Raw genomic sequence first — 22,079 nt, 5'->3', positions numbered from 1 at the left:
CGTCCGGTGGTCCCGGTGGCGGACGGCGAGCCGCCGGGACCGCTCAGCCCGCGGACGAGTGGGTGCTGGCCCAGCGGTCCGACAGCTTGGGTATGCGGTGGTCCAGCATCTTCGACGGCAGCTCCGAACGGTTGGCCACGTTGAGCTTGCGGTAGACCCGGGTGAGGTGCTGCTCGACCGTGCTGATGGTGACGTGCAGGCGGGCGCTGATCTCCCGGTTGGTGTACCCGAGCGCGGCCAGCCCGGCGACCCGGCACTCCGCGTCGCTCAGGATGGCGGGGCCGGCGTCGGAGTCGGCGCCGTCGGCGCGTACCGGGTCCTCCAGCAGGTGCGCGTCGACCGGCGACTCGATGCGGCACGCCTCGGCCTCCCGTGCGGCCTGCCGCGCCACCAGCCGCGCCCGGGCGTACTCGCCGAGTTCGTAGTGCGCCGCGGACAGGTCGGCGTACGCCTGGGCCAGCGCGTACCGGTCGCCGCACGCCTTGAGCAGGTCGATCGACTCGCGCAGCAGCGAGGCCCGGCGGTGCGGCTTGCAGGTGGCCGCCAGCAGGCGCAGCGCCATCGCCCGGGCCCTGGAACTGTGTCCTCCGGGCAGCCCCAGCTGTTCCTCGGCCCACTCCCGGGCGGTGCGGGCCTTTCCGATCCGCAGGTTGGCCAGGGCCAGGTCGGACCGCCAGGGGATGCCCTTCTGCAGGCTGGGGTTGCCCTCCCGGAGCAGCCGCCCGCAGGTCTCGAAGTCGCCCAGCGCCGCGAAGGGCCGGTCGGTGGCGAGGAAGTGGTGACCGCGGGCACGCAGGTACTGGATCCCGAACACGGTGCGGAACATCGGTTCGGGCACGTCGTGCTTGAGCAGCTCCTCCGCCTCGTCGTAGGAGCCCAGGGCGGTGTGCGCGGAGATCGCCGTCGACAGCGGGAGGCCGATGAGCACGCCCCAGCTCTCGGCGCGCAGGGTGCCGAGCGCGGTGAGCGCGCCCTGCGCGGCGGTGGTCACGTCCCCCTGGAGCAGGGCGATCTCCGCCCGGATGCTGCCGAGCAGGGCCTGCCAGGTCGTCGCCCGGCGTTCCTCGGCCCGCTCCAGCAGCGCGTCGCAGGCCTCGGCGGCGATCGCGGGCCGGTCCGCGTGGGCGACCGCGAGCAGGGACATGGCGACCAGCTCCAGGTTGAGGTGGTCCAGTTGGTGGCCCTGGAGGGCCTGGGCGACGGCCGCCGCGGAGTCGTCGGTGGCCTCGCCGCCGATGAGCGCGGCCACCCGGGCGGCCAGTCCGCCGGCACCGGCGTGCGCCTGCCGGCGGCGCCGGTCGAGGCCGGCCACAGGGGCGCCCTTGCCGGGCAGCGCCACGCCGTAGAACCACTGCCGTACGAACTCGACCTCGGCGACGATCTGGGCGTCTGCGGCCGAGTGCGCGTGGACGAGGGTGGCGACGGCCTGGGCGGCCAGTTCGGTGTCGCCCTGCCACAGCAGGTAGCGCAGGACGGTGGCGGCGTCCCGCATGCTCAGGTCGCCGGCGAGCGCCGCCTCGCGCAGCGGTTCGAGATGGGGCGCGGCGGCCGCCGGGTTCGTGCGCCACTCCGCGCGCGCGAGGGCCACCGACAGCGCGTGGCGTTCCTGTTCGTCGGTGCAGTCGCGCAGGACCAGGCCGAGGTAGTCGGTGCAGCGCTCCACGTCGTCCGCGGCCAGGGCCTGTTCCGCGGCGGTGCGCAGGACGCCCGCGCCCCAGCCCGCCGGGACGAGGTCCGCGAGCCGGAGGTGGTGCGCGACCTCGACGGCGGGCGCGCCGGACCGGTACAGCATCTGGGCGATCCGCCCGTGTAGCCGGGTGCGGGCGGCGGCTTCCATGTCCTCCAGCACCGCGGCGGCGGCGGTGGGGTGTCGGAAGGCGTGACCGTCCAGCAGGCCGGAGGAGTTGAGGACGTCCACGGCCTCCTGGGTGCCGGCCGGTGTGGTGCCGGCCAGGTCTCCCACGGGCACGGTCCCCGCCAGGGCGCCGAGCGCGGCCAGTGCCCGGGCCACCCGGACGTGTCCCGGCTCGCCGCGGTGCAGCAGCGACAGCACCGCCTGGCGGTAGGCCGCGCCGGCGATGGGCGGGCCGATCTCCGGGGCGAAGTGGGCGCTGTCGTCCAGCAGGGCGTGGATGAGGAGCGGGCTGCCGGCGGTGGCCCGGTGGTAGGCGTCGCGGACGTGTCCGGGCAGGGGCCGGCCGGCCTGTGCGGCGAGCAGTTCGCCGACGCTCGCCGCGGACAGCGGAGCCAGGCGCACCCGCCGGTGGGGCTGGCGGAGCAGCTCGGTGTGCGCGGGCGAGCGGGTCTCGCCGAAGTGTCCCGACGTGGCGCACACCACGAGGACCCGCCGGGAGCGGCCGCGGTGCAGCAGGTGGACGATCGTCTGTAACGAGGCCCGGTCCATGGCGTGGGCGTCGTCCACGGCGACGACCAGGGGCCTCTCGCCCCTGGCGAGACGCAGCAGCGTCTCGGTCGCGCTCTCGTGTCCGTCAAAGGCGCCGACGGGCCGGTGCCCGGAGTCCGCGGGCCGGCGGACGTCCCCCGGGATGTGGGCCGCCGGCCGGGCGTGGTGTGATATCGCGCACTCCGCCTCGGCGTTCCGGAGCAATTGCCCGGCCAGACTCATCGGCTGATCTCGTTCGGCCCAGCCGGCGCTACCGGTCAGTATGCGGGCGCCGGTGCTGTTCAGCGTGGTCAGGAATTCATGCACCAGCTGGGTCTTGCCCGATCCCGGACCCCCTGTGATGATCACGAGACGGCCGTGTCCTCGCGCGCTGTCAGCGAACGCCTCACCCAAGGCCTGCAGTTCTCGCGTACGGCCGAAAAGGTGCATCGAGGATCCCCCCTAGATTCATTTTTCCGAGCGAGATGGCGCCGCGTTTTCCCCCGGACGAGGCGGCGTCGTACGACGCGGCGTGGAGAGTTTGTAAGGCGACGGCACTGTCGCAAAGGCGGCGCGCCGGGCTGGCCTGCATGCGGTCGGAACAGCCCCTGACCGGCGGCGAAGAGTATCGCATCGATGTACCCGAATGATTTCGGCCAATTTATGGCTGACTTTGGTTCGGATGTTCGCGGCTTTGCTGGTTAAGTACCGAATAAAGATTAGGTGCCCATAGCAGGCAGAAACGCTATCTGTCCAGGCCAACGTTGTCAACTGTCGCCCGGGATCGCCTCTGGCCTAGTGCGCGGGTGGTTCACCGAGACGTCCTTTTACAGTCTGTTGATTTACCGGACGGTTAAAGAAAGGCGCCGGACACGGTCAATCGTGACATCGGTCACGGGAAAGCGCTTCCGCTGCCCGTTCGGGCGAGGACGATTGCCTGGGGAACCCGTTGAGCCCTTTAGGCCGGGACGGTATACGAAGTGGGTGTGCAGGTGTCCCACCTGTCCCATGCCCGAGAAGCGCCCCCGTTGCCCGCCGGCTCCCGCTTCCGCTGGTCACGCGCGGTTTCCCCGGCACGCAGGCGACGGGCGACGGGAAACCCGCCCACCCCGTCGCGCCGGGGAAGGCTGTGCACCGCACCACCTCTCACGACCACACCAGGAAACGGGGGTCCCGGTCCCCTGGCGGACCGGTGCCATCGGCACACTCATCGCCCTGCTGACAGCTCTCTTCCTCACCGCGCCGGCGAACGCGGCCGAACCGCCCCACCCGTCCGTCCGGCGCGGCGGACGCCGGCCGCGGCGTCCTCGCCCCGGGCGCCTCCGCCGCGGCCGAACGGGCCGTCGACACCGCCTGCGCGCAGGTCGCGGCCGGCGTCTGGTACACCTGGGGCGGCGGCCACGGCGCCCGGCCCGGCCCCACCTACGGCAGGAAGGACCCGACCGACCCGGCCGGCGAACACGACCCCGAACGCCTCGGCTTCGACTGCTCCGGACTGGTCCGCTACGCCTACGCGCGAGCCACCGGCGCCGACATCCTCGACGGCGACGCGAGCGCCCGGTACCACATCCACCGCACCGCCGCCCGCTTCACCGCCGCCGACGGCCTCGCCCCGCTGCGCCCCGGGGACCTGCTCGCCTACGGCACCTCCGCCGGCCTGCACCACATCGCCCCCTACCTCGGCGCGGGGAAGATGGCGGAGGCACGGCAGTCCGGGACCAGGCTGACGGCAGTGACGTCCGCCTGGGCGGCGACTGCTTCGGCGCGGTCCGCGTCGACACCGGCACCGTCGCGGGGCCCGTCCTGCGCACCTGGGGCACCGGCGTCTGGACCAAGGCCCAGCCCTCCGTCCGGGCCGCCCGCGTCTACGCCTTCCCCGGCCCCACGACCGTCCGCGTCGCCTGCCAGGAACACGCCGAGCCCGTCACCGCCGAGGGCTACACCAACGACGCCTGGTCCTGCCTCCCCGACTACCGCGCATGGATCACCAACATCTACATCCAGGGCCCGGCCTGGCTGGACGGCGTACCGACCTGCTCGTGCTGACGCGCCCGACGGGTCCTCGGGTCACGGACTCGTGAGGACGACCAGCTGCCGGGTCGCCCGGGTCATCGCGACGTAGTGGTCCACCGCCCCTTCGACGCCCTCCCCGAACCTCTCCGGATCGACGAGCACGACCAGGTCGAACTCGAGTCCCTTCGACAGCTCCGGCGTCAGGGAACGGACCCGGGAGGCCGGCCGGAACGCGGGATCGCCGATGACACAGGCGATCCCGTCGGCGTGCGCGGCGAGCCAGGCGTCGAGGACCGCGCGCAGCTCGGAGACCGAGCCGTGCACGACGGGGACACCGCTGCCGCGGATGGACGTCGGTACGTTGGCGTCCGGCAGTACGGCCCGGATGACCGGCTCGGCCTCCGCCATGATCTCCTTGGGCGTCCGGTAGTTGACGGTCAGGGACGCCAGCCGGATCCGGTCGAACCCGACCCGGGTGAGCCGTTCCCGCCACGACTCGTTGAACCCGTGCCGGGCCTGGGCTCGGTCCCCGACGATGGTGAAGCTCCGGGACGGGCACCGCAGCAGCAGCATCTGCCATTCCGCGTCGGTCAGTTCCTGCGCCTCGTCCACGACGACGTGCGCGAACGGCCCGGCGAGCAGGTCGGGGTCGGCGGCCGGCAGGACGCTGTCGTCGACCAGGGAGTTGCGCATGTCCTGGCCGTGCAGCATGACCAGCACGCCTTCGCCGTCGTCGTAGGTGTGGGCTTCCAGCAGGTTGTCGACGACCCTGTCCATGCGCTCGCGTTCGGCGGCGAGGGCTGCGGCGTGGCGGCGCTTTCGCCGGGCCGTCTCCGGGTCGCCGAGCCGCTGCCGGGCCGCGTCCAGGAGCGGCAGGTCGGACACCGTCCAGGCCTGGGGCTCCGCGCGCTGCAACAGCCGTACCTCCTCGCGGCTCAGCCACGGGGCGCACATCCGCAGGTAGGCCGGCACCGACCACAGGTCCCCGACGAGATCGGCCGCCTCCAGCAGCGGCCAGGCGCGGCCGAAGGCGGTCAGCAGGTCCCTGTTCCGCAGCAGCGACCTGCGCAGCAGTTCCGGCGGGGCGTCACCGTCGTGCTTGTCCACCAGGATCGTGAGCAGTTCCTCCCACACCTGCTCCCGCGCCTCGTTGTGCGGAGTGCCGGGTTCCGCAGCGTCGAACGCCACGGCCCAGTCGTCCGCGCTCAGCCGGATCTCGGACCAGTGCGTGGTGACCGTCATCCCCTCGGCGGGCGGCTCCTCGTAGAACCGCACGGCCTTCTCGATCGCCCGCACCATGTCCGCGGACGACTTCAGCCGGGCCACCTCCGGATCGGCCTCGGCCACGGCCCCGGCCCCCTCGGCGACCAGGTCCCGCAGGGTGCACGTCTGCACGCCCTCCTCGCCCAGGCTGGGCAGGACGTCGGCGACGTAGGACAGGTACGGCCGGTGCGGACCGACGAACAGGACGCCGCCCCGGCGGTGACCGAGCCGCGGGTCGGAGTGCAGGAGGTAGGCGGAGCGGTGCAGGGCGACGACGGTCTTGCCCGTGCCCGGGCCGCCGTCCACGACCAGGGCGCCGCGCGAGTCCGCCCGGATGACGGCGTCCTGGTCGGCCTGGATGGTGCCGAGCACGTCCCGCATCCGCGGCGACCGGCTGCCGCCCAGACTGGCGATGAACGCGGACTGGTCGTCCAGCGCGGCATGGCCGGCCAGCCCTTCCAGGGTGAACACCTCGTCCCAGTAGTCGGTGATCCGGCCGTCGGTCCAGCGGTACCTGCGGCGGCTCACCAGGCCCATCGGCCGGGCGTGGGTGGCCCCGAAGAACGGCTCGGCCGCCGGGGAGCGCCAGTCGACCAGCAGCCGGCGGCCCGCGCTGTCGGTGAGCCCCAGCCGGCCGACATAGACGGGCTCCCGGCTGTCCGCGCCGACCATGCGCCCGAGGCACAGGTCCAGTCCGTAGCGGCGCAGGGTGCGCAGGCGGGCGGTCAGCCGGTGGATCTCGGCGTCCCGGTCCATCGCCTGCCGGCCCTTGCCGCCCGGCGCCCTGCGCTCGGCGTCGAGACGGCCGGACAGCTCGGCGATCGACTGCTCGAGACACTCCGCGATGGCCGCGAAGTGCCGCTCGTCCTCGGCGATCAGCGCCGGGTCGTCCTTGGCGGCGAGGCGGCCGGAGAGGTCGAAGACACGGGTGGGCAGGGGAAGTTTCACGTCAGGGGCTCCCTTGTGAGGCCGGTCGTGGCCGTGGCGGGCGGTGGGACGGGGGTGGGGCGGACGGGCACGCGGCGGCTACGCGCGGCGGTCCGTGCGCCGCGTGGCCGCTCCCGGCTCAGGCCGACGGGCCCGGCCGCGCCGCGTCGGGCGGCGGCCCCGCGTCCGCCGCGCGGAGTCCCCGCCCGGTGGCACGCACACCCGCGCCTTCGCGCCGGACCCGTACATGGACTGAAGTACACGCACTTCGTGAATCACCCTTTTCCGCAGCTTCCTGGCCTCGGCCGGCAATTCTGCGGTACGACGGGGGCCTTGCCGCAAGCCCCCCGGTGCGCTATAAGTTGAGAGTGGCGAGGAGTGGGTGACTCCTTGCCCTTCTTCTTCTCCTCTTCTTCTCCTCTTCTTCTCCGGAGCACCCCCGCCCGGCGAGGTGCCGGATGCCCCGCGCCGGGTGATTCTGTAGGAATGCGGGATGAGCGAGGTGCGCGGCTCCGGGCGGCCTACGCCGCCTCCGGTCGCCGTGCCCTGCGCGTGACACTCGTGGCCGCGGCCGGCTTCTACGCCTTCCGCTACGTCTTCGACCGCCCCGTGGCCGCGACCTATGCGCTGTTCACCGTGGTCGCGCTGGGCGGGCTGGCCAGGATTCCGGGCACCGGGCGGCAGCGCGCGGCCGTGCTGACACGCCTGCTGCCGGTGTGCTGGGTGCTGGTGGTCGCGGGCACCTATCTGTCGGTGCGGACCTGGAGCGCGGTCGCCGGCATGCTGGTGGTCGGTTTCACGCTGGCCTTCGCCGCCGTCGGCGGACCCCGCCCGGCGGGCGCGGCGCCGGGCCTCCAACTCCTCTACATCCTCCCCTCCTTCCCGCCCTACGACCCCGGCTCACTCGGCGACCGGCTGATCGGTACGACGACGGGGCTGGTCCTCTTCGTCGCGGCCGAGGCGCTGCTCTTCCGGGAGCCGGCCCCGCTGCCGTACCGGGAGCGGGTCGCCCGGGCGGCGGTGGTCGCCGAGCGGTGCGCGGCGAAGCTCGCGGCACACCGGAACGGCCTGACCGGCACCGACGTCCTGGCGGCCCGGGAGGTGAGCCAGTCGCTGCGGTCGCTCAGCGTGCCCGAGGCGGAGCGTCCGGCCGGGCCCGGGGTACGCGCTCGCGCCCTCGCCCACACCGGCCTGGCCACCCGCACCCTGCTCGGCAGGCTGGCCGAGCTGCCCCGGCTGCCGCACCAGGGTCCGGCGCCCGAGGTGACCGCCGTACTGGGGGCGGTGGCGCGCATGGCCACGGCGACCACGAGCTGCCTTCGGACCGGAACGTCCCCCGGGGCACAGCAGCGGGAGCTGACCGAGGCACGCGCGGACCTGTCCGCCGTGTCCGACGGCCCCCCTGCCGCTCCGGCCGACGCCGGCCTCCCGCCCGCCGTCCTGCGCTGCCACGCCGCCGTGCTGGAGATCGCCGACGCGGCGCTGGCCATGGGCGCGGCGGCCGATCTGGCCGTGCGGGGCCGGCGCACCTCGGTGGAACTGCAGCCCGGCCGGTTCTGGTACGCCACCACCCGGACCCCCGTGCTGTGGTGGCACCGGCTGCGCGGCCATGCCGGGCGCCGCTCGGTGTTCTTCCAGAACGCGGTCCGCATCGCCCTGGCCCTGACGGCGGCCCGGCTCGTGGCCGGGGTGGACACGCTGCCGCACGGTTTCTGGGCGATGCTGGCGACCCTCACGCTGACCCGCACCACCTTGGGCGGGACCTGGAGCACCATCCGCCTGGCGCTCGTCGGCACGCTGGCCGGGGCCCTGCTGAGCGCCGGTCTGCTGATCCTCGCGGGCTCCGACACCACCGTGTACGCCGTCCTGCTGCCGCTGTGGATGCTGCTCGGCTTCACGGTGGGGCCGGTCAGGGGCGTGGGATGGGCGCAGGGACTGTTCACCGTGCTCGTGGCGCTGGTCTTCGCGCAGCTCGCGCCGCCGACCTGGCGGCTGGCGGAGGTCCGGGTGCTGAACGTGCTCATCGGCAGTGCGATCGGCGCGGTCTTCGGCGTGCTGGCCTGGCCCCGGGGCGGCCATGAGGAGCTGCGCCGCACGGCGGCGGACCTGCTGCGCAGGGCCGCGGAGATCGTCGTGGCCACCAGTGCCTCGGTGGCGTGCGGCACGGTGTCGCCCCCGCTGTCCAGGGCGCCCGGCCACCGCTGTCTGCAACGTGCCATCGTCCTCGCGGAGTCCGCCTACGCGCAGGTGCAGAGCGAGCCGACGCCGCCGTTCGGGGGCGGCGGGAACCGGGTGCCGCTGCCCGCCGTGGACTGGCAGGCGACACTGATCGCCGGGCACCACACCCTGTGGGGCTCGGCACGGCTGCTGGAGCCGCCGCTCACCCCGCTGAGCCCGGCGGCGGCCCTGTCGGCCGGCATGCTGGGGGAGCGGGTGGCGGGCCGGATGCTGCTCGTCTCGGCCGCGCTGGACCCGGGAGACGACACCCCCGTCGCGGCGACACCACTGATCGACCCGGCCCTCCCCGGCCTCACCGCCGAGCCGCCCGGCGCTCCCCGCAGGTACTACGCGACCGTGGCCTGGCTGGACTCGCTCATGACCGACCTGACGCGCATCACGTACGCCGCCCCGTGGCACCCCTCGGCGAGGGCGACGGCGGACGCCTCCTGAGCCTGCCCCCCGGGTGCCCCGCCGGCCGCGGACGGTCCCGGTCCCGTGGCGCCCGCCGCCTCCCGCGGACCGGCCGGGAAGGCGGCGGGGCCGTTCGCGTCAGGTGGTGCCTTGTGCCGTGACGCAGCCGATGGAACCGGCGGGGACGTTGTTGCCCGTCGATGTGGCGGTGAAGCCGAAGGTGACACTGCCGTCGGCGGGCACGACCCGGTTGTGGTCCGCGTTGCGGACCGTGACCGTGCCGTCGGTGCCGGTGGAAACGGTGCCGTTCCACAGGCTGCTGATCCTGGTGCCGGACCCGGGCTGCCAGGCCACGGCCCACCCGTCGAGCGGCGTGGTGCCGTGGTTCATGACCTCGACGGAGGCCTGGAAGCCGCCGTTCCAGGAGTTCACCACGGAGTACGTCGCCATGCAGGAACCGGTGTGCGGATCCGTGGGAGTCGGTGTGGGCGTGGGCGTCGGCGTACCGCCGGAGGTGCGGATGCCCGTCACCTCGCCGTGGCCGCCGTCGAAGACGATGTCCGAGCAGGAGAAGAAGTTCTCCTGGCTGTCCGAACGCACCCACTGGATGAACAGCAGGGCGTCGCCGGACCGCCCGGAGGGCAGCTTCAGGTCCCAGTAGTAGTGGCCGCCGTCGGTGCCCGGCGAGCCCTGCTGCGGTGGGTTGGTGACCGTCTGGATCAGGTCCAGGTCGGCCCAGCGCAGGGCGGAGGTGGGCGACCAGCCAGGCTTGGTGACGTAGACCCGGAAGTCACCCGGGTGCGCCGCCCAGTTGCTGTACTGCGCCTGGATCGTGGCCCCGCTGGTCAGATGGGTGCGAGGCCAGTCCGAGCGGGCCGCGTTGTAGCCGCGGAAGTCGTACGGCGACCGGTCGCCGGCACTGCACAGGGTGCCGTCCGGGACGTAACCCGCTCCCCGGCCGCCGGCGTTGGAGTCGAGCACCGCGAACCAGTTGTACAACGCCGTCGCACCGCTCTTGGCCAGTGCGTCCCGGCAGGCCGGGTTGGTCGGGTCCAGCCCGCCGGTCGTCGTGTGCGCGTCCAGGTAGCACAGGTAGGTGCGGGATCCGGGCAGCATCGCCACCCCGTGCGCCTGGGCGCTGGTCTGCCCCAGCAGGGTGAGGGCGAGGGCCGCCAGCAGCGTCGACAGGGCCGCTGCCACCGATATCAGTCTGTTGCGTCGAGCCACGTTCAGCTCCTTCCGATTCGGATCAGACGGGCGGTAAACCCCGGGCGGCCGCCGTACCGGAGTACGCGGGGACCGCCGGGGCGTGGGTGGGTGTCACGCCGGTGCCGTGGCCGGCGAACGCCTCGCCGGCACCGGTGCCGGCGGCGGGGTGCGCGGTGAGCTGCCCGGCCAGGCCCAGCGCCAGGGTGGCGAGCGCCGCGCCCAGCGAGGCCGCCCGGTGCCGTCGGCGCCCCGGTCTCGGCCGGTGCGGGGGTGTCCGGCGGTCGGGGTGTGTCATGCGTCCTCCTCGTGCGGGGTGCGGGTGGTGCGGGGCACGTGCGGCCGGCGGGCGCGCACTCAGCTCCCGGAGCAGTGCGGGTCGGGGTGCCGGCGGTGCCTTCAGCGGTGGAGCCGAACGACGTGGTGGCGCCGGGCCGCAGGGAGCCGTCGAAGGCGGTGCCGGGGACGGTGGCCCGGTCCGGCACGCGGGTGGAGGGGTCCTGGTAGGGCAGGGCTCCGGCCGGGCAGGCGGCGGCGGGCTCCGGTGCGGCGGCGGCCGGCGCGGTGCGGGCCAGGGCCGCGGCACACACGGGCAGGACCGTCGCCGGGCGGTGGCGGGCGAGCGGGAGGCTCATGCGGGCGGGCCTTTCCTGGAACGGTCCGGGAACGGGGCGGCGCTGCGGCGGAGCCGGGAGCAGGGCGGCGCCGGGGTGGGGCCGGGGTGGGGCCGGGGTGGAGCCGGGACCCGCCCGATCGGCGGGTGCGGGACGAGCGGGTCCCGGTGCTGGGGTGTGTCACCCGGGCGGTGTGCCGGGGGCGCGGGTCACGCGGTGGCGCAGGCGGCCCCGTTCAGGCTGAAGCCGGAGGGCTTGGCGAACGTGCCGCCATAGCTGCCCTGGAACCCGAAGGACACCTGACCGCCGGGCGCGATCTGCGCGTTGTAGGCGAGACCGCTCGCCGTGACCGACCCCGAGGACGGTGTCACGGTGGCGCCCCAGGTGCTGGTGATCCGCTGCCCCGTGGGCAGGGTGAAGGCGAGCTGCCAGCCGTTGACGGGGGAGGAGCCGGTGTTGGTGACGGTGACGTCGGCGGTGAAGCCGCCCTGCCAGACGTTGGTCCCGTAGGCCACCTTGCAGGCCGCCGGGCTCCCGGGGCCGCCCGGGCCGCCGCTGCCGGTGTCGACCGTGGAGGAGAACGAGGTCACAGCCAGGCCGGCGCCGTTCTGCCAGGGCTCGAAGCCCGCCTGCACGCTGGTCAGGTACCAGCTGTCCTGCGCGAGCCCGCGGGACACGGCCTGCCGGACGAAGTCCATGACGTCGAAGCTCCAGCTGGTGATCGCCGACGGCGCGACGAAGGACAGCACGTCGTTGCCGCCGTTGTTGCCGGACCACACCTGCCACTGACGCCCGGCGACGGTCGCCGTGCCGACCTGCGAGCCCACCGGCTGGATGGGACCCACCTTGTTGAACCACACCATGATCTCGGTCTTGTTGACGCCGTCGGTGCGGGGCGTGGGGTCGAGCCAGATGTCGTACGCGGCGTCGTACACCGCGTTGCTCACATAGCCGTAGGAAATGCTGGTCGGCGCACGGGAGATGCTGCTGAGCCTGGCCGGGAGGTTCGTGCCGGGCGAGCAGTTGGTGTAGTGGCAGCCGTTGTAGACGGACGGGTAGGACTTCGGGGCGCCGTTCGTCGGCACCGAGCCGTCGGCCTGGGTGACGCGGAACCCGGAGTCCGTGACGCCGATGCACTGGGTCTCGGCGGTGCCCCAGCGGTTGTTCTGGACGACGTAGCGGTCCTGGATCGTCGTCGAGCCGTACTGTTCGCAGATCGTGGTGTCGGCCTGGGCGGCGGGAGCGACGGCGAGCAGCGCCGCCAGGGCGGCGAGCGCGGTGAGCAGTGCGCCCAGCAGGCCGCGCGCTCCACGGGAAGGGTGCTTGTACGGTCGCATGCGGGTCCTCTCCATGACGGTGAGGGGAGTTCGGGAGCGCTCCCGGGGCGCAGTTGGATGGGAGCGCTCCCATTCCCTCCGTTGGGCAGGGACTGTAGGGAGAGTTCATGTCCCTGACAAGGCTCCGCGCGGGGTGAGTGTCGAAGAAGTCTCGAATTGGCAGGTGGAAGGCGGCCCGGTCGGCGCGGGCCCCGTGGACTGGGAGCGCTCCCGAAAACCGGCCCGGCCACAGGGCACCGGCGTCCGGCGGGACTACGCCGACTCGCGCACCACCAGCTCCGTACGGAGGATCACGTGCCGCCACGCCACGGGCGACTCCTCCATCTCCTCCAGGAGCAGCCGCACCATGGCCCGCCCGATCTCCTCCAGCGGCTGGCGGACCGTGGTCAGCCGCGGCTCGGTCCGCTCGGCCAGCGGGAAGTCGTCGAAACCGATCACGGCGACGTCCTGCGGCACCCGGCGTCCCGCCGCGCGCAGCGCCTCCAGGGCGCCGGCGGCCGTGGTGTCCGAGGCGGCGAGCACACCGTCGATGTCCGGGTGCTGCCCGAGCAGCCGGGCCATGGCGCGCCGGCCGCTCTCCGCGGTGAAGTCGCCTTCCGCGACCCAGGACGGCGGGGCGTCCAGCCCGGCGTGGGCCAGGGCTTCACGGTAGCCGCGCAGCCGGCACCGGGTGACGTACATGTCCAGCGGCCCGGTGATCGTGGCGATCGTCCGCCGGCCCTTGTCCAGCAGATGGGTGACGGCGCTGCGGGCGCCGCCGACGTTGTCCGCGTCGACGTAGCTGACGTGCTCGTCGGCCGAACGGCGGCCCAGCAGGACGGTGGGCAGCCGGGCCTCGGCGAGCATGTCCGGCAGCGGGTCGTCGGCGTGCACGGACATCATCAGCACCCCGTCGACCCGGCCGCCGCGGGCGTACTCCAGGAAGCGCTCCCGTTCGGTGTCCGAGCGGACCAGGGTCAGCAGCAGCTGCATCCCGGTGTCGGTCAGGGCGTCGCCGAGCGAACGGACGATCTCGGAGAAGAACGGCTCCGCGAACTTCCGCCAGTCCGGCTCCGTCATGACGAGCGCGACGGCGTCGGCCCGTCGCCCGGCGAGCGAACGGGCCGCGAGGTTCGGGACGTAGCCCAGTTCCGCGATGGCCTGCTGTACGGCCCGGCGTGTCGACTCCTTCACACCGGCCGCGTTGTTGACGACGCGGGAGACCGTGCCCCGGCCCACTCCGGCGTGAGCGGCCACCTCCTCCAGCGTCGGCGAGCCAGGGCGCCGCTTGCCCATGACCACCTCCCCCAAGAGATCACCGATATTACGGGCCCGGCGACGGCGGGCCCACGGAAAGTTTCGAACGGGCCGCCGGACGGGCGACACGACCGGTCACCCCCTCGGCCCGCTCGCCGTCCCACCCCGCGCCCCTCCAGCGCGCATATGCCATATTGCGGGTATTGCCGACGTAAGGGGTGTCATGAAGGTCGCAGTCATCGGCGGTACCGGGCTGATCGGGTCGCAGGTCGTCGGGAACCTCAGGGCCGCGGGGCACGAGGCCGTGCCGCACTCGCACTCCACCGGGGTCGACGTCATCAGCGGCCAGGGGCTCGACGCGGCCGTGGCGGGGGCCGACGTGGTGGTGAACACGACGAACTCCCCGACCTTCGACGCGGACTCCCTCGCGTTCTTCCAGACCTCGATGGACAACCTCCGGGCCGCGGCCGTCAAGGGCGGCGTCGGCCACATCGTGATCCTCTCGATCGTCGGCGTCGACCAGGTGCCGGAACTGGACTACTACCGGGCCAAGGTGCTCCAGGAGAACATCCTCGCGGCCGGTCCCGTCCCGTACTCGATCGTCCGGGCCACGCAGTTCATGGAGTTCATGGACGACGTCCTGTCCTGGACCTCCGACGGCGACACCGTGCGGCTTCCCCCGACGCCGATCCAGCCGATCGCCGCCAGGGACGTGGCACAAGCGGTGGCGGAGGTCGCCGTGGGCGCACCGCTGGGCGGCATCCTCGACATCGCCGGTCCCGAGGTCTTCACCCTGGACGAGCTCGGCCGCACGATCCTGTCCCGCAAGGGCGACCCGCGCGCTGTCGTCACCGATCCGGCCGCCGGCATGTTCGCCGTCGTCCAGGGGGACGTGCTCACCGATCCGCACGCCCGGCTCGCCCCCACCCGCTACGAGGAGTGGCTCGCCTGACCCGGCGCCGGACCGGGACGTCAGACGCCCAGGACGTCCAGGAGGGCCAGGGGATCCGGTTCCGAGGCGCCCTCCAGCCGCTGCTCCGCCCAGATGACCTTGCCGCGCGCCGCGTAACGCGTCCCCCACAGGTCCGCGAACCGGGAGACCAGGAACAGACCGCGGCCCCCTTCGTCGGTGGTGGCCGCGCGCCGCAGCCGGGGTGAGGTGTTGCTGCCGTCGGCCACCTCGCACACCAGGGTGCGGCCCAGCAGCAGCCTCACCCGTACCGGCGGGGCGCCGTAGCGCAGCGCGTTGGTCAGCAGCTCGCTGAGGATCAGCTCCGTGCCGAACGCCGTCTCCTCCAGCCCCCACTCGGCGAGCCGCCGGGCCGCCTCGCCGCGCACCCGGGGCACGGCCTCCACGTCGAAGGGGACGTCCCAGGTCGCGACGCACGCCGGGTCCAGCAGCCGGGTCCGGGCGACCAGCAGCGCCACGTCGTCACTGGGATGCCCCGGCAGCATCGTCTCCACCAGGGCGCGGCACGTCTCCTCGGGCGTCAGGTCGGCGTCGGCGACGGCCGAGGACAGCATCGCCAGGCCCTCGTCGACGTCCCGTCCGCGGTTCTCGATCAGCCCGTCCGTGAACAGGACGAGGCGGCTGCCCTCGGCCAGTTCCAGCTCACCGGCCTCGAAGGGATGCCCGCCCACGCCCAGAGGCGGCGACAGCGGGAGCTCGGGGAAGGACACCCGGCCTTGCGGGTCCACCACGGCGGGTGCGAGGTGCCCGGCGCGGGAGAGGGTGCAGTGCCCGCCGACCGGGTCGTAGACGGCGTAGAGACAGGTGGCACCCGTGAGCGGCACCTGGTCGTCGTCGGCGGCCGTCTCGGTCTGGGTGTCCAGCCGGGTCACCATCTCGTCGAGATGCCCGAGCAGTTCGTCCGGCGCCAGGTCCAGCGAGGAGAAGTTCAGCACGGCCGTGCGCAGCCGCCCCATGGTGACCGCGGCCTGGAGCCCGTGCCCCACGATGTCCCCGACGACCAGCGCCACCCGGAAACCGGGCAGCGGGATGACGTCGAACCAGTCGCCGCCCACGCCGGACTCCGCCGGCAGATAACGCGAGGCGACCTCCAGCGCGGCCTGGTCCGGCAGGCCCAGCGGCAGCAGATTGCGCTGGAGCGTCACGGCCAGCGCGTGCTCGCGGGAGTACCGGCGCGCGTTGTCGACGGCGACGGCGGCGCGGGCCACCAGCTCCTCGGCCACGGCGACGTCCTCCTCCTCGAACCGCGGGGAGCCCGCGCCACGCCAGAAGTTGACCATGCCGAGGACCACCCCGCGCGCGCGGAGCGGGACGGTGATCAGCGAGTGGAGGCCGTCGTCCAGCGCCCGTCGCGCTCCCTCCGGGTCCTGTGCCCGCCAGTCCCCGGCACAGCGCAGGTCCGGCACCAGGACGGCCTTGCCCTGCCGCAGCGCCGCCGCCATCGGCGTGTCGGCCGCCAGGAACCGGATCACCTCGCCCACCGCCTGCAAGGGGTGTCCGCCCCGCGTGGCCCGCAGCGCGGTACGACGCATCTCGCGGACCGCGCCCGAGGGCTCCTTGCCGCGCAGCACGGAGTCGAGGAGTTCGACGGTGACGACGTCGGCCATGCGGGGGACCGCCACCTCGGTCAGCTCCTCCGCCGTACGCCGTACGTCGAGCGTGGTGCCGATCCGTACGCCCGCCTCGTACAGGAACGACAGCCGGCTGCGCGCCACCTCGGCCTGCCCGGTGAGCGCCCTCAGCTCCGTGGTGTCACGGAAGGTGGCGACCAGCCCCTGGGCACCGCCGTACGGGGCGGTGGGCCGGGTGTTCACCGCCAGCAGCCGGTCACCGGCCGGGACGACCTCGTCGGACGCCGTCTCGCCCGACAGCAGCAGCCGTGCCAGGCCCGGCCCCAGCCGCAGCTCCCGCACGTGCCGCTGGTCGGCGTCCCCGGGCAGGTCCAGCAGCCGGCGTGCCTCGTCGTTGGCCAGCAGTACGCGCCCGTCGCCCCCGACGATGAGCACGCCCTCGCGCACCGCGTGCAGCACGGCGTCGTGGTGCTCGTACATCCGGGTCATCTCGGCCGGCCCGAGACCGTGGGTCTGCCGCAGCAGCCGGCGGCTGACCAGTGCCGCGCCGCCGGTCGCCAGCAGCAGCGCCCCCGCCGCCATGCCGAGCAGCATCGGGAGCTGCCGGTCCAGCACCTGGCCGACGTTGCTGTACTTGATCCCGGCGGTGACCACGCCGACCACGCGCCTGCCGGGGTCCGTCACCGGTACGACCGCCCGCACGGCGTCGGAGGGCCGGCCGTGGAAGGTCTCGGTGTACATCTCGCCCATGACGGCCCGGCCGACGCCCCCGGCCTTCGTGCCGATCAGGGTGGGGTCGGTGTCGGTGATCCGGACACCGCGCCGGTCGAGGACGCTGACGAAGTCGACGCCGGACCCCTTCCGCACCTGCTCCGTCGCCGGCTGCAACTGGGCGGCCGGGTGCGGCGACCGCAGTGCGAGCGCCGTCCCGGGCGCGTGCGCGAACGTCTCCGCCACGGCCAGGGAACGGTCCTCGGCGGTGCGCTGGGCGTCGTACCGCCCCTGCACCGCCAGGGCGGTGGCCCCCGCCGCCACCAGCAACAGCATGATCAGCGCCTGCAGCACGAAGACCTGCGCGGCGAGCGTGCGGACGCTCAGCGACGGCGGAAGACGGCGTCTGCGGGGCGGCCAGAGTCCGCGGCCACGCGCCGGACCGGGTGAACCCCGTGAGCCGGACGGCGGCGCCGCGCCCGCCCATGGCCAGCGGGAACGTCCGCTCATCTCCCTTTTCTAGCACTGTGCCGCCGGGCTCGGCGACCGGTGGGTCGGCCGATGGGGGTGGGGCGTTGCGTGGCGTGTCGTGTCAGGGCGGGCGGCTGGGTTCGTGCGGGTGGGCCTGTGTGGGTGGCCTGTGCGACTGGGGCGGGGGCGGTGCCGTGCCCTGCCGTTCCCCTCGTCCGCCGGGACCGTGGGCACCCCGGCCCGCGTGCCGGGCGTGCCGCCCGGCGGCCGGGGACCGTCACGCGGCCCGTGTCACGTGACGCCGGGTGACGGCCAGGGCCGCGGCCATGATGCTCAGCTGAGGGTTCACCTCCGGACAGCTCGGCAGGACGGAACCGTCGGCGATCAGTACGCCGTGCACGCCCCGCAACCGCCCTTCCGGGTCGGCCGGCGACCACTCGGGGTCGGCGCCGGCCGCCGCGGTACCGGTGGGATGGAACGCGGAGACGTGCAGGTGGCGCACGCTCACCGTGTCGAGCAGGGCCTCCAGCTGGGCAGGGGTGCGGGCGCGCGGCGCGCGGGGAACGCCCGTCAGCACCTCCTCGGCGCCGGCCGCGAACAGCAGACGTCCCATGGCCCGCTGGGCGCGCAGCAGCCGGCCCGCGTCACGCGCCGCGAGGTCGTAGCGCGGCAGCGGACGGTCCCGGCCGAGGACACGGCCCGACGGACGGTCGGCGATCATCGCGCCGAGCGTCGCCAGCCGGTCCGCCTGTTCGAGTTCCCGCCGCAGTGCACGGCCGATCCCCGGCGGCACGAAGGAACTCATGCCCGGCGGTGCCGCGGTCGCCTCGATCAGGATGCCGTCGGCCCGCAGGTGCTCCACACCGACGCTCTGCAGCACACCCTGCCAGGCGGTCACCGGCCGGTCGAAGCGGCCCGCGACGCTGATGGCGGGGTGCACGCTGAGGTTGCGGCCGAGCCGCCGGTGCCCGCCCAGGCCGGAGCGGCGCAGCAGCGGCGGGGTGTGCAGGGCCCCGGCGGCGACCACGACCAAGGGGCTGAGGATCTCCAGTTCGCTGCCGTCCGGACGGCGGGCGAGCACCCCGGCGGCCCGCGGACCGGCCGGCCCGTCGCGGTCGGTGAGGATGCGCCGTACCCGAGCACCCGTCACGATGCGCGCGCCGGCCGCGCACGCCTCGGGGAGCACGGACAGCTGGACGCTCTGCTTGGCGCCGGTGGGGCAGCCGACGACGCACTGGCAGGAGCCCCGGCAGCCCGGGGCGTTGCGCCGCAGGGGTGCGGCGGCCCAGCCGAGTTCCCGGGCGCCGGCCAGGGCGAGCCGCCCGTTGGCGCCGAGGACGTCCAGCGGCTGCCGCGCCACCCGCAGAACGCGTTCGACCTCGTCCAGATGCGTGGCGAAGTCCTCGGCGGCGGCGAACCCGTGCCGGCGGAGCCAGCGGGCGACGACGTGTTCCGGGGTCCGGTAGCAGGTGCCCGAGTTGACGACGGTGGTACCGCCGACCGCGCGGCCCACGGGCAGGACCAGCGGCGGATTGCCCAGGGCGACGGTCGCGCCGCCGTCCCGGTACAGGCTCGTGAAGCGGTCGAGCGGCGCCCGTCGGCCGAACGACGCGGTGGAGTGGTGCTCACCCTCTTCGACGACGACCACGCGCATCCCGGCAGCGGCGAGCGTCCGCGCGGCCATCGCGCCGCCCGCCCCCGAGCCCACGACGACCGCGTCCGCGGTGGACCGCGCGGGCCAGTCGGAGGAGGGCGTGCAGTCGAGCGGAGGATCCTCGGGCGCGTACGCCGAGGGCGCGTACGCCGAGGGCGTGGAGGGCGAGGGGGTGGTGGCCGAGGGGGTGGTGGCCGAGGGCGTGGTGGGCGAGGGGGCGGTGGGCGAAGAAGCGGGGTGCGAAGGGGCCGGGCTCGGGGCTGCGGGCTGCCAGGGCACGGGGCCCGAGGGCGCGGGGTCCGGGGGTGCGGGGTCCGAGGGCGCCGGCCCCGGCTGGGTGGACTCCGGCGGCGCGGACCGCGGCGGCGTGGGCACCGCGGGCGTGCCGTCGAGCGGCGCACGCCCCGGCGTGGAGACCGACGGGGCGGCACCGTCGTACCGCATGCGTTCGGTGCCCGCGGCCAGCAGGACCGGTACCTTGAGCGCGTCCAGCAGCGGCAGCAGGGCCGGGCGAGCGGCGAGCGACGTCATGACCTGCTCGCGTTCCTCCGCGTCGAGCGCGGACAGCCGCCTGCCGGTACGGGCGACGGCGTACGCGTCGATCGCCACGGCGGCGGCGCGCACCGCCGCGCGGGCCGGGGCCGGCATGACGCCGAGCAGGGCGGCGACGCGCCGGGGTACGGTCCTGGTCCACTCGGCCGTGCCGTCGTCGGCGAGAACGGCGGCCGCAAGTCCCGTCAGTGCCCGGGGAGTTGCGCTCATCGGCTCCCGACCTCCGCGTGCGCGGTGCCCGACAGCCGCCAGGCCGCCTCCGGCCGCCACCGGCCCCACCAGCGCTCCACGCGCACGTCCGCGTCCGCCCGCTCGCTGTTGCGGCACACGGCGGCGGAACCGTCCGGGTCGGTGTAGTCGAGGGCGAGCGTCCCGTCCGGCGGCTGGGTCACCGTCACCCGGATGCGCCGCAGGCCCGCACGGCCCTCGACCCGCCAGCGCGGCAGGCCGATGTCCGCGCGGAACCGGCCGATTCCCGCCCAGCCCACGGCGGTCCGCTCCACCCGCCGGGGCCAGGCGCGGCCGTTCCGGTACAGGCGCAGGAACACCAGAGGGGGCAGCCGGTCGAGTCCGCGCCGCGTCGACACGGCGGCGACGATCTCCAGGACGTCACCTCCTCCCAGGTCGGCGTGGAGCCAGGCCCAGCGGCGGGCGTTGCCGTGGCCGAAGATGCGCGCGCTCGCTCCGGGCGCGTCGGTCAGGCGCAGCTCGCGGGTCCCGTGGCGGACGGTTCCGGTGTAGCGGGCACGGGCGGCGGGCAGCAGGTGTGTGGCCGGCAGCCAGGGGCGCCGCCAGGACCAGCGGGGGAACGTGTGCAGCGGCGGGCCCTGGACCTCCTCGGCGAGCGCCCAGGTGAACGGCCCCGCCGAACCGGTCAGCCGGCCGGGCGCGACACGGACGCCTCCGGCGACGAAGCCGTCGATCCGGCCGGCCGGGTCGCCGGTCAGATCGCCGGTCAGGTCGTCGGTCTGCCCGGCCGGGCCGTCAGTCGGCTCGTCGGTCCGGCCCCCCGCCCACCCGTCGGTCCGTCGCCCCGCCCACCCCCGAGTCGGTCCTCCCGCCCGTCCGCTCCTCCCGCCCTTCCGGCCCGCCCAGGGAACCGGGCCGAACCGGGCGTGCTCCACCGGGCCCTCCTTCGGGAACACGGCGATCCAGCCGTGCGCATAGGCGGGTGCGCCGTCGTGGGGGGCGACGAGTTCGTGGTGCAGCCAGACACCGCTGCCGCTCGCCGGATCGGTCAGGGTCGTGTACCAGACCTCCGTCCGCCCCGGTGTGCCGTCCCAGCGCGGCGCCAGGAACCGGTCGGCGGCGGGCTCGGCCGCCCGGGGGAACCGGAACCCGGCGAGGAAGGGGAGCAGGCCGGTGGCGAGGGGGAAGCGCAGGGTGCCCTCGCCGACGCGCGCGCCGTCCTCGTAGAGCGTGTACGGCAGGACGGTCATCGAGGACAGGGGGTGCCTGAAGGTCACCGACTTCCAGCCGTCCAGCAGCATCCGCCGGCCGTCCAGGTCGAAGCCGAGCCGATAGCGGATCCGGCGGCGCGCCACCGGCGAGATCTCCAACTCGCCCTCGGCCGAGGGGTCGTCGGCCCGTCCCGCGATCCGGACGCGTCCCGTCAGCCGCGCCAGGGTGGTGCGGTGGGGCAGCATCAGGCTGTCCGCGCGGGCCAGCAGGTCCAGCCGTACGGGGCGGTCGGCGCGGTCGCCGGCCAGCCGGACCCGGCCCAGCATCGTCTCCCGGAACACCGCTCCGCGCACGGTCACGAGGCATCCCCCCGGCGGGCGCCGGAGCGCGCGAGCCCTTCGAGCATGATGCGTTCCGTCGCCGACAGGTAGTGCCCGGCGGCTCTGCGCGCCGTCTCCGGGTCGCGTGCGGCCACGGCCTCCACGACCGGTGCCAGGCGGTCGTGCGCGGTCCGGGCGTCCTCGAACGGTCCGGCCAGCGCGGCGCGCACCGGCAGGTAGGCGTTGAACAAGGTGTTGGTCAGCAGCACGTACACGCGGTTGCCCGTGGCCCGGGCCAGCGCCCGGTGCACCTCGGCGTCCGCGAGCTGCGCGGGGTCGCCGCCGTCCGCGTCGGCGACGGCCGCCAGCAGCCGGCGCAGTTCGGCGATGTCGGCGGCGGTGGCACGGGCCGCGGCGCGTTCGGCGATCAGGGCGCCGATGCCGCGGCGGACCTCGAAGACCTCGCCGATCCAGTCGGGGCTGTGGCGCACGAGCATGGGCAGCAGGTCGGCTCCGCCCAGGCGCAGGAAGTCCCGTACGCGGGTCCCCACCCCGTGGCGCGTCTCCAGCAGCCCGGACTGCGCCAGCCGGCCGAAGGCGTGCTTGAGGGTGGTGCGGGTGACCCCGAACCCGTCGGCGAGTTCGCGCTCCGGCGGCAGATAGCTCCCGGCCGGGTGGCGCCCGGCGAGGATGTCCTCGCGCAGCCTCCTCTCCAGTACGTCGACGATCGTCTCGCGGGGCAGTGCTCCCACTCCGGCCTCCAGCGGCTCAGCGGTTACGCGGTGAGTGGTTCAGTGGTTCAGTGGCTGAGCCACTCAA

General features: G+C 74.4%; 11 protein-coding genes and 1 pseudogene. 3 read left to right on the top strand and 9 right to left on the bottom strand.

The features are described from left to right. Window positions 1-43: 43 nt before the first annotated feature. On the bottom strand, window positions 44-2,833 hold the full coding sequence (locus LG395_RS19970) for an AAA family ATPase (RefSeq protein WP_225810712.1): 2,790 nt from the start codon (window positions 2,831-2,833) through the stop codon (window positions 44-46). Between the two features lie 982 nt (window positions 2,834-3,815). Between LG395_RS19970 and LG395_RS19965 the strand changes: the two are divergent. Then, window positions 3,816-4,505 (top strand): annotated as a pseudogene (locus tag LG395_RS19965) (NlpC/P60 family protein); the annotation flags it as partial. On the opposite strand, the gene helR reads toward LG395_RS19965, so the two are convergent. Further along, the gene (gene helR, locus LG395_RS19960) at window positions 4,451-6,607 is read right to left on the bottom strand and encodes an RNA polymerase recycling motor ATPase HelR (protein WP_225810711.1); all 2,157 of its coding nucleotides are present in this window, start codon (window positions 6,605-6,607) and stop codon (window positions 4,451-4,453) included. The pseudogene LG395_RS19965 and the gene helR overlap by 55 nt on opposite strands. A gap of 465 nt (window positions 6,608-7,072) precedes the next feature. On the opposite strand from helR, the gene LG395_RS19955 reads away from it, so the two are divergent. Further along, window positions 7,073-9,256: an FUSC family protein gene (locus LG395_RS19955; protein ID WP_225810710.1), complete on the top strand. Its 2,184-nt coding sequence runs from the start codon at window positions 7,073-7,075 to the stop codon at window positions 9,254-9,256. A gap of 99 nt (window positions 9,257-9,355) precedes the next feature. Here LG395_RS19955 and LG395_RS19950 read toward each other — a convergent pair whose 3' ends face one another. The 3 genes from LG395_RS19950 to LG395_RS19940 form a co-directional block, all read right to left on the bottom strand. Beyond that, window positions 9,356-10,444, bottom strand: a complete 1,089-nt coding sequence (locus LG395_RS19950) for a lytic polysaccharide monooxygenase auxiliary activity family 9 protein (protein WP_225810709.1) — start codon at window positions 10,442-10,444, stop codon at window positions 9,356-9,358. 802 nt (window positions 10,445-11,246) lie between these two features. After that, a complete protein-coding gene (locus LG395_RS19945) occupies window positions 11,247-12,374 on the bottom strand; it encodes a glycoside hydrolase family 12 protein (protein WP_225810708.1) in 1,128 nt (375 codons plus the stop codon). A gap of 252 nt (window positions 12,375-12,626) precedes the next feature. Continuing rightward, the gene (locus LG395_RS19940) at window positions 12,627-13,649 is read right to left on the bottom strand and encodes a LacI family DNA-binding transcriptional regulator (RefSeq protein ID WP_225810707.1); all 1,023 of its coding nucleotides are present in this window, start codon (window positions 13,647-13,649) and stop codon (window positions 12,627-12,629) included. A gap of 184 nt (window positions 13,650-13,833) precedes the next feature. On the opposite strand from LG395_RS19940, the gene LG395_RS19935 reads away from it, so the two are divergent. Next, on the top strand, window positions 13,834-14,562 hold the full coding sequence (locus LG395_RS19935) for an SDR family oxidoreductase (protein WP_225810706.1): 729 nt from the start codon (window positions 13,834-13,836) through the stop codon (window positions 14,560-14,562). Window positions 14,563-14,582: 20 nt separating this feature from the next. Here the strand turns inward: LG395_RS19935 and LG395_RS19930 are convergent, their stop codons facing one another. The 4 genes from LG395_RS19930 to LG395_RS19915 form a co-directional block, all read right to left on the bottom strand. After that, window positions 14,583-17,372 carry a SpoIIE family protein phosphatase gene (locus LG395_RS19930; protein WP_372463444.1) on the bottom strand — a complete coding sequence of 930 codons (2,790 nt, stop codon included), beginning with the start codon at window positions 17,370-17,372 and terminating at the stop codon, window positions 14,583-14,585. A gap of 238 nt (window positions 17,373-17,610) precedes the next feature. Continuing rightward, window positions 17,611-19,749, bottom strand: coding sequence for a GMC family oxidoreductase (locus tag LG395_RS19925; protein WP_225810705.1), 2,139 nt, complete (start codon window positions 19,747-19,749; stop codon window positions 17,611-17,613). Beyond that, entirely contained in the window at window positions 19,746-21,299 is a 1,554-nt protein-coding gene (locus LG395_RS19920) for a tocopherol cyclase family protein (RefSeq protein WP_372463443.1), read from the bottom strand. Before LG395_RS19920 ends, LG395_RS19925 begins: the two co-directional genes overlap by 4 nt. Further along, on the bottom strand, window positions 21,296-22,012 hold the full coding sequence (locus LG395_RS19915; RefSeq protein WP_225810704.1) for a FadR/GntR family transcriptional regulator: 717 nt from the start codon (window positions 22,010-22,012) through the stop codon (window positions 21,296-21,298). The genes LG395_RS19920 and LG395_RS19915 overlap by 4 nt, the downstream gene beginning before the upstream one ends. Window positions 22,013-22,079 lie beyond the last annotated feature (67 nt).

It is taken from the genome of Streptomyces spinosus (assembly GCF_020400655.1).
Lineage (GTDB): Bacteria > Actinomycetota > Actinomycetes > Streptomycetales > Streptomycetaceae > Streptomyces > Streptomyces argyrophylli.
The sequence above is the reverse complement of the archived record's forward strand: the minus strand, read 5'-3'. Positions and strand labels throughout refer to the sequence as shown.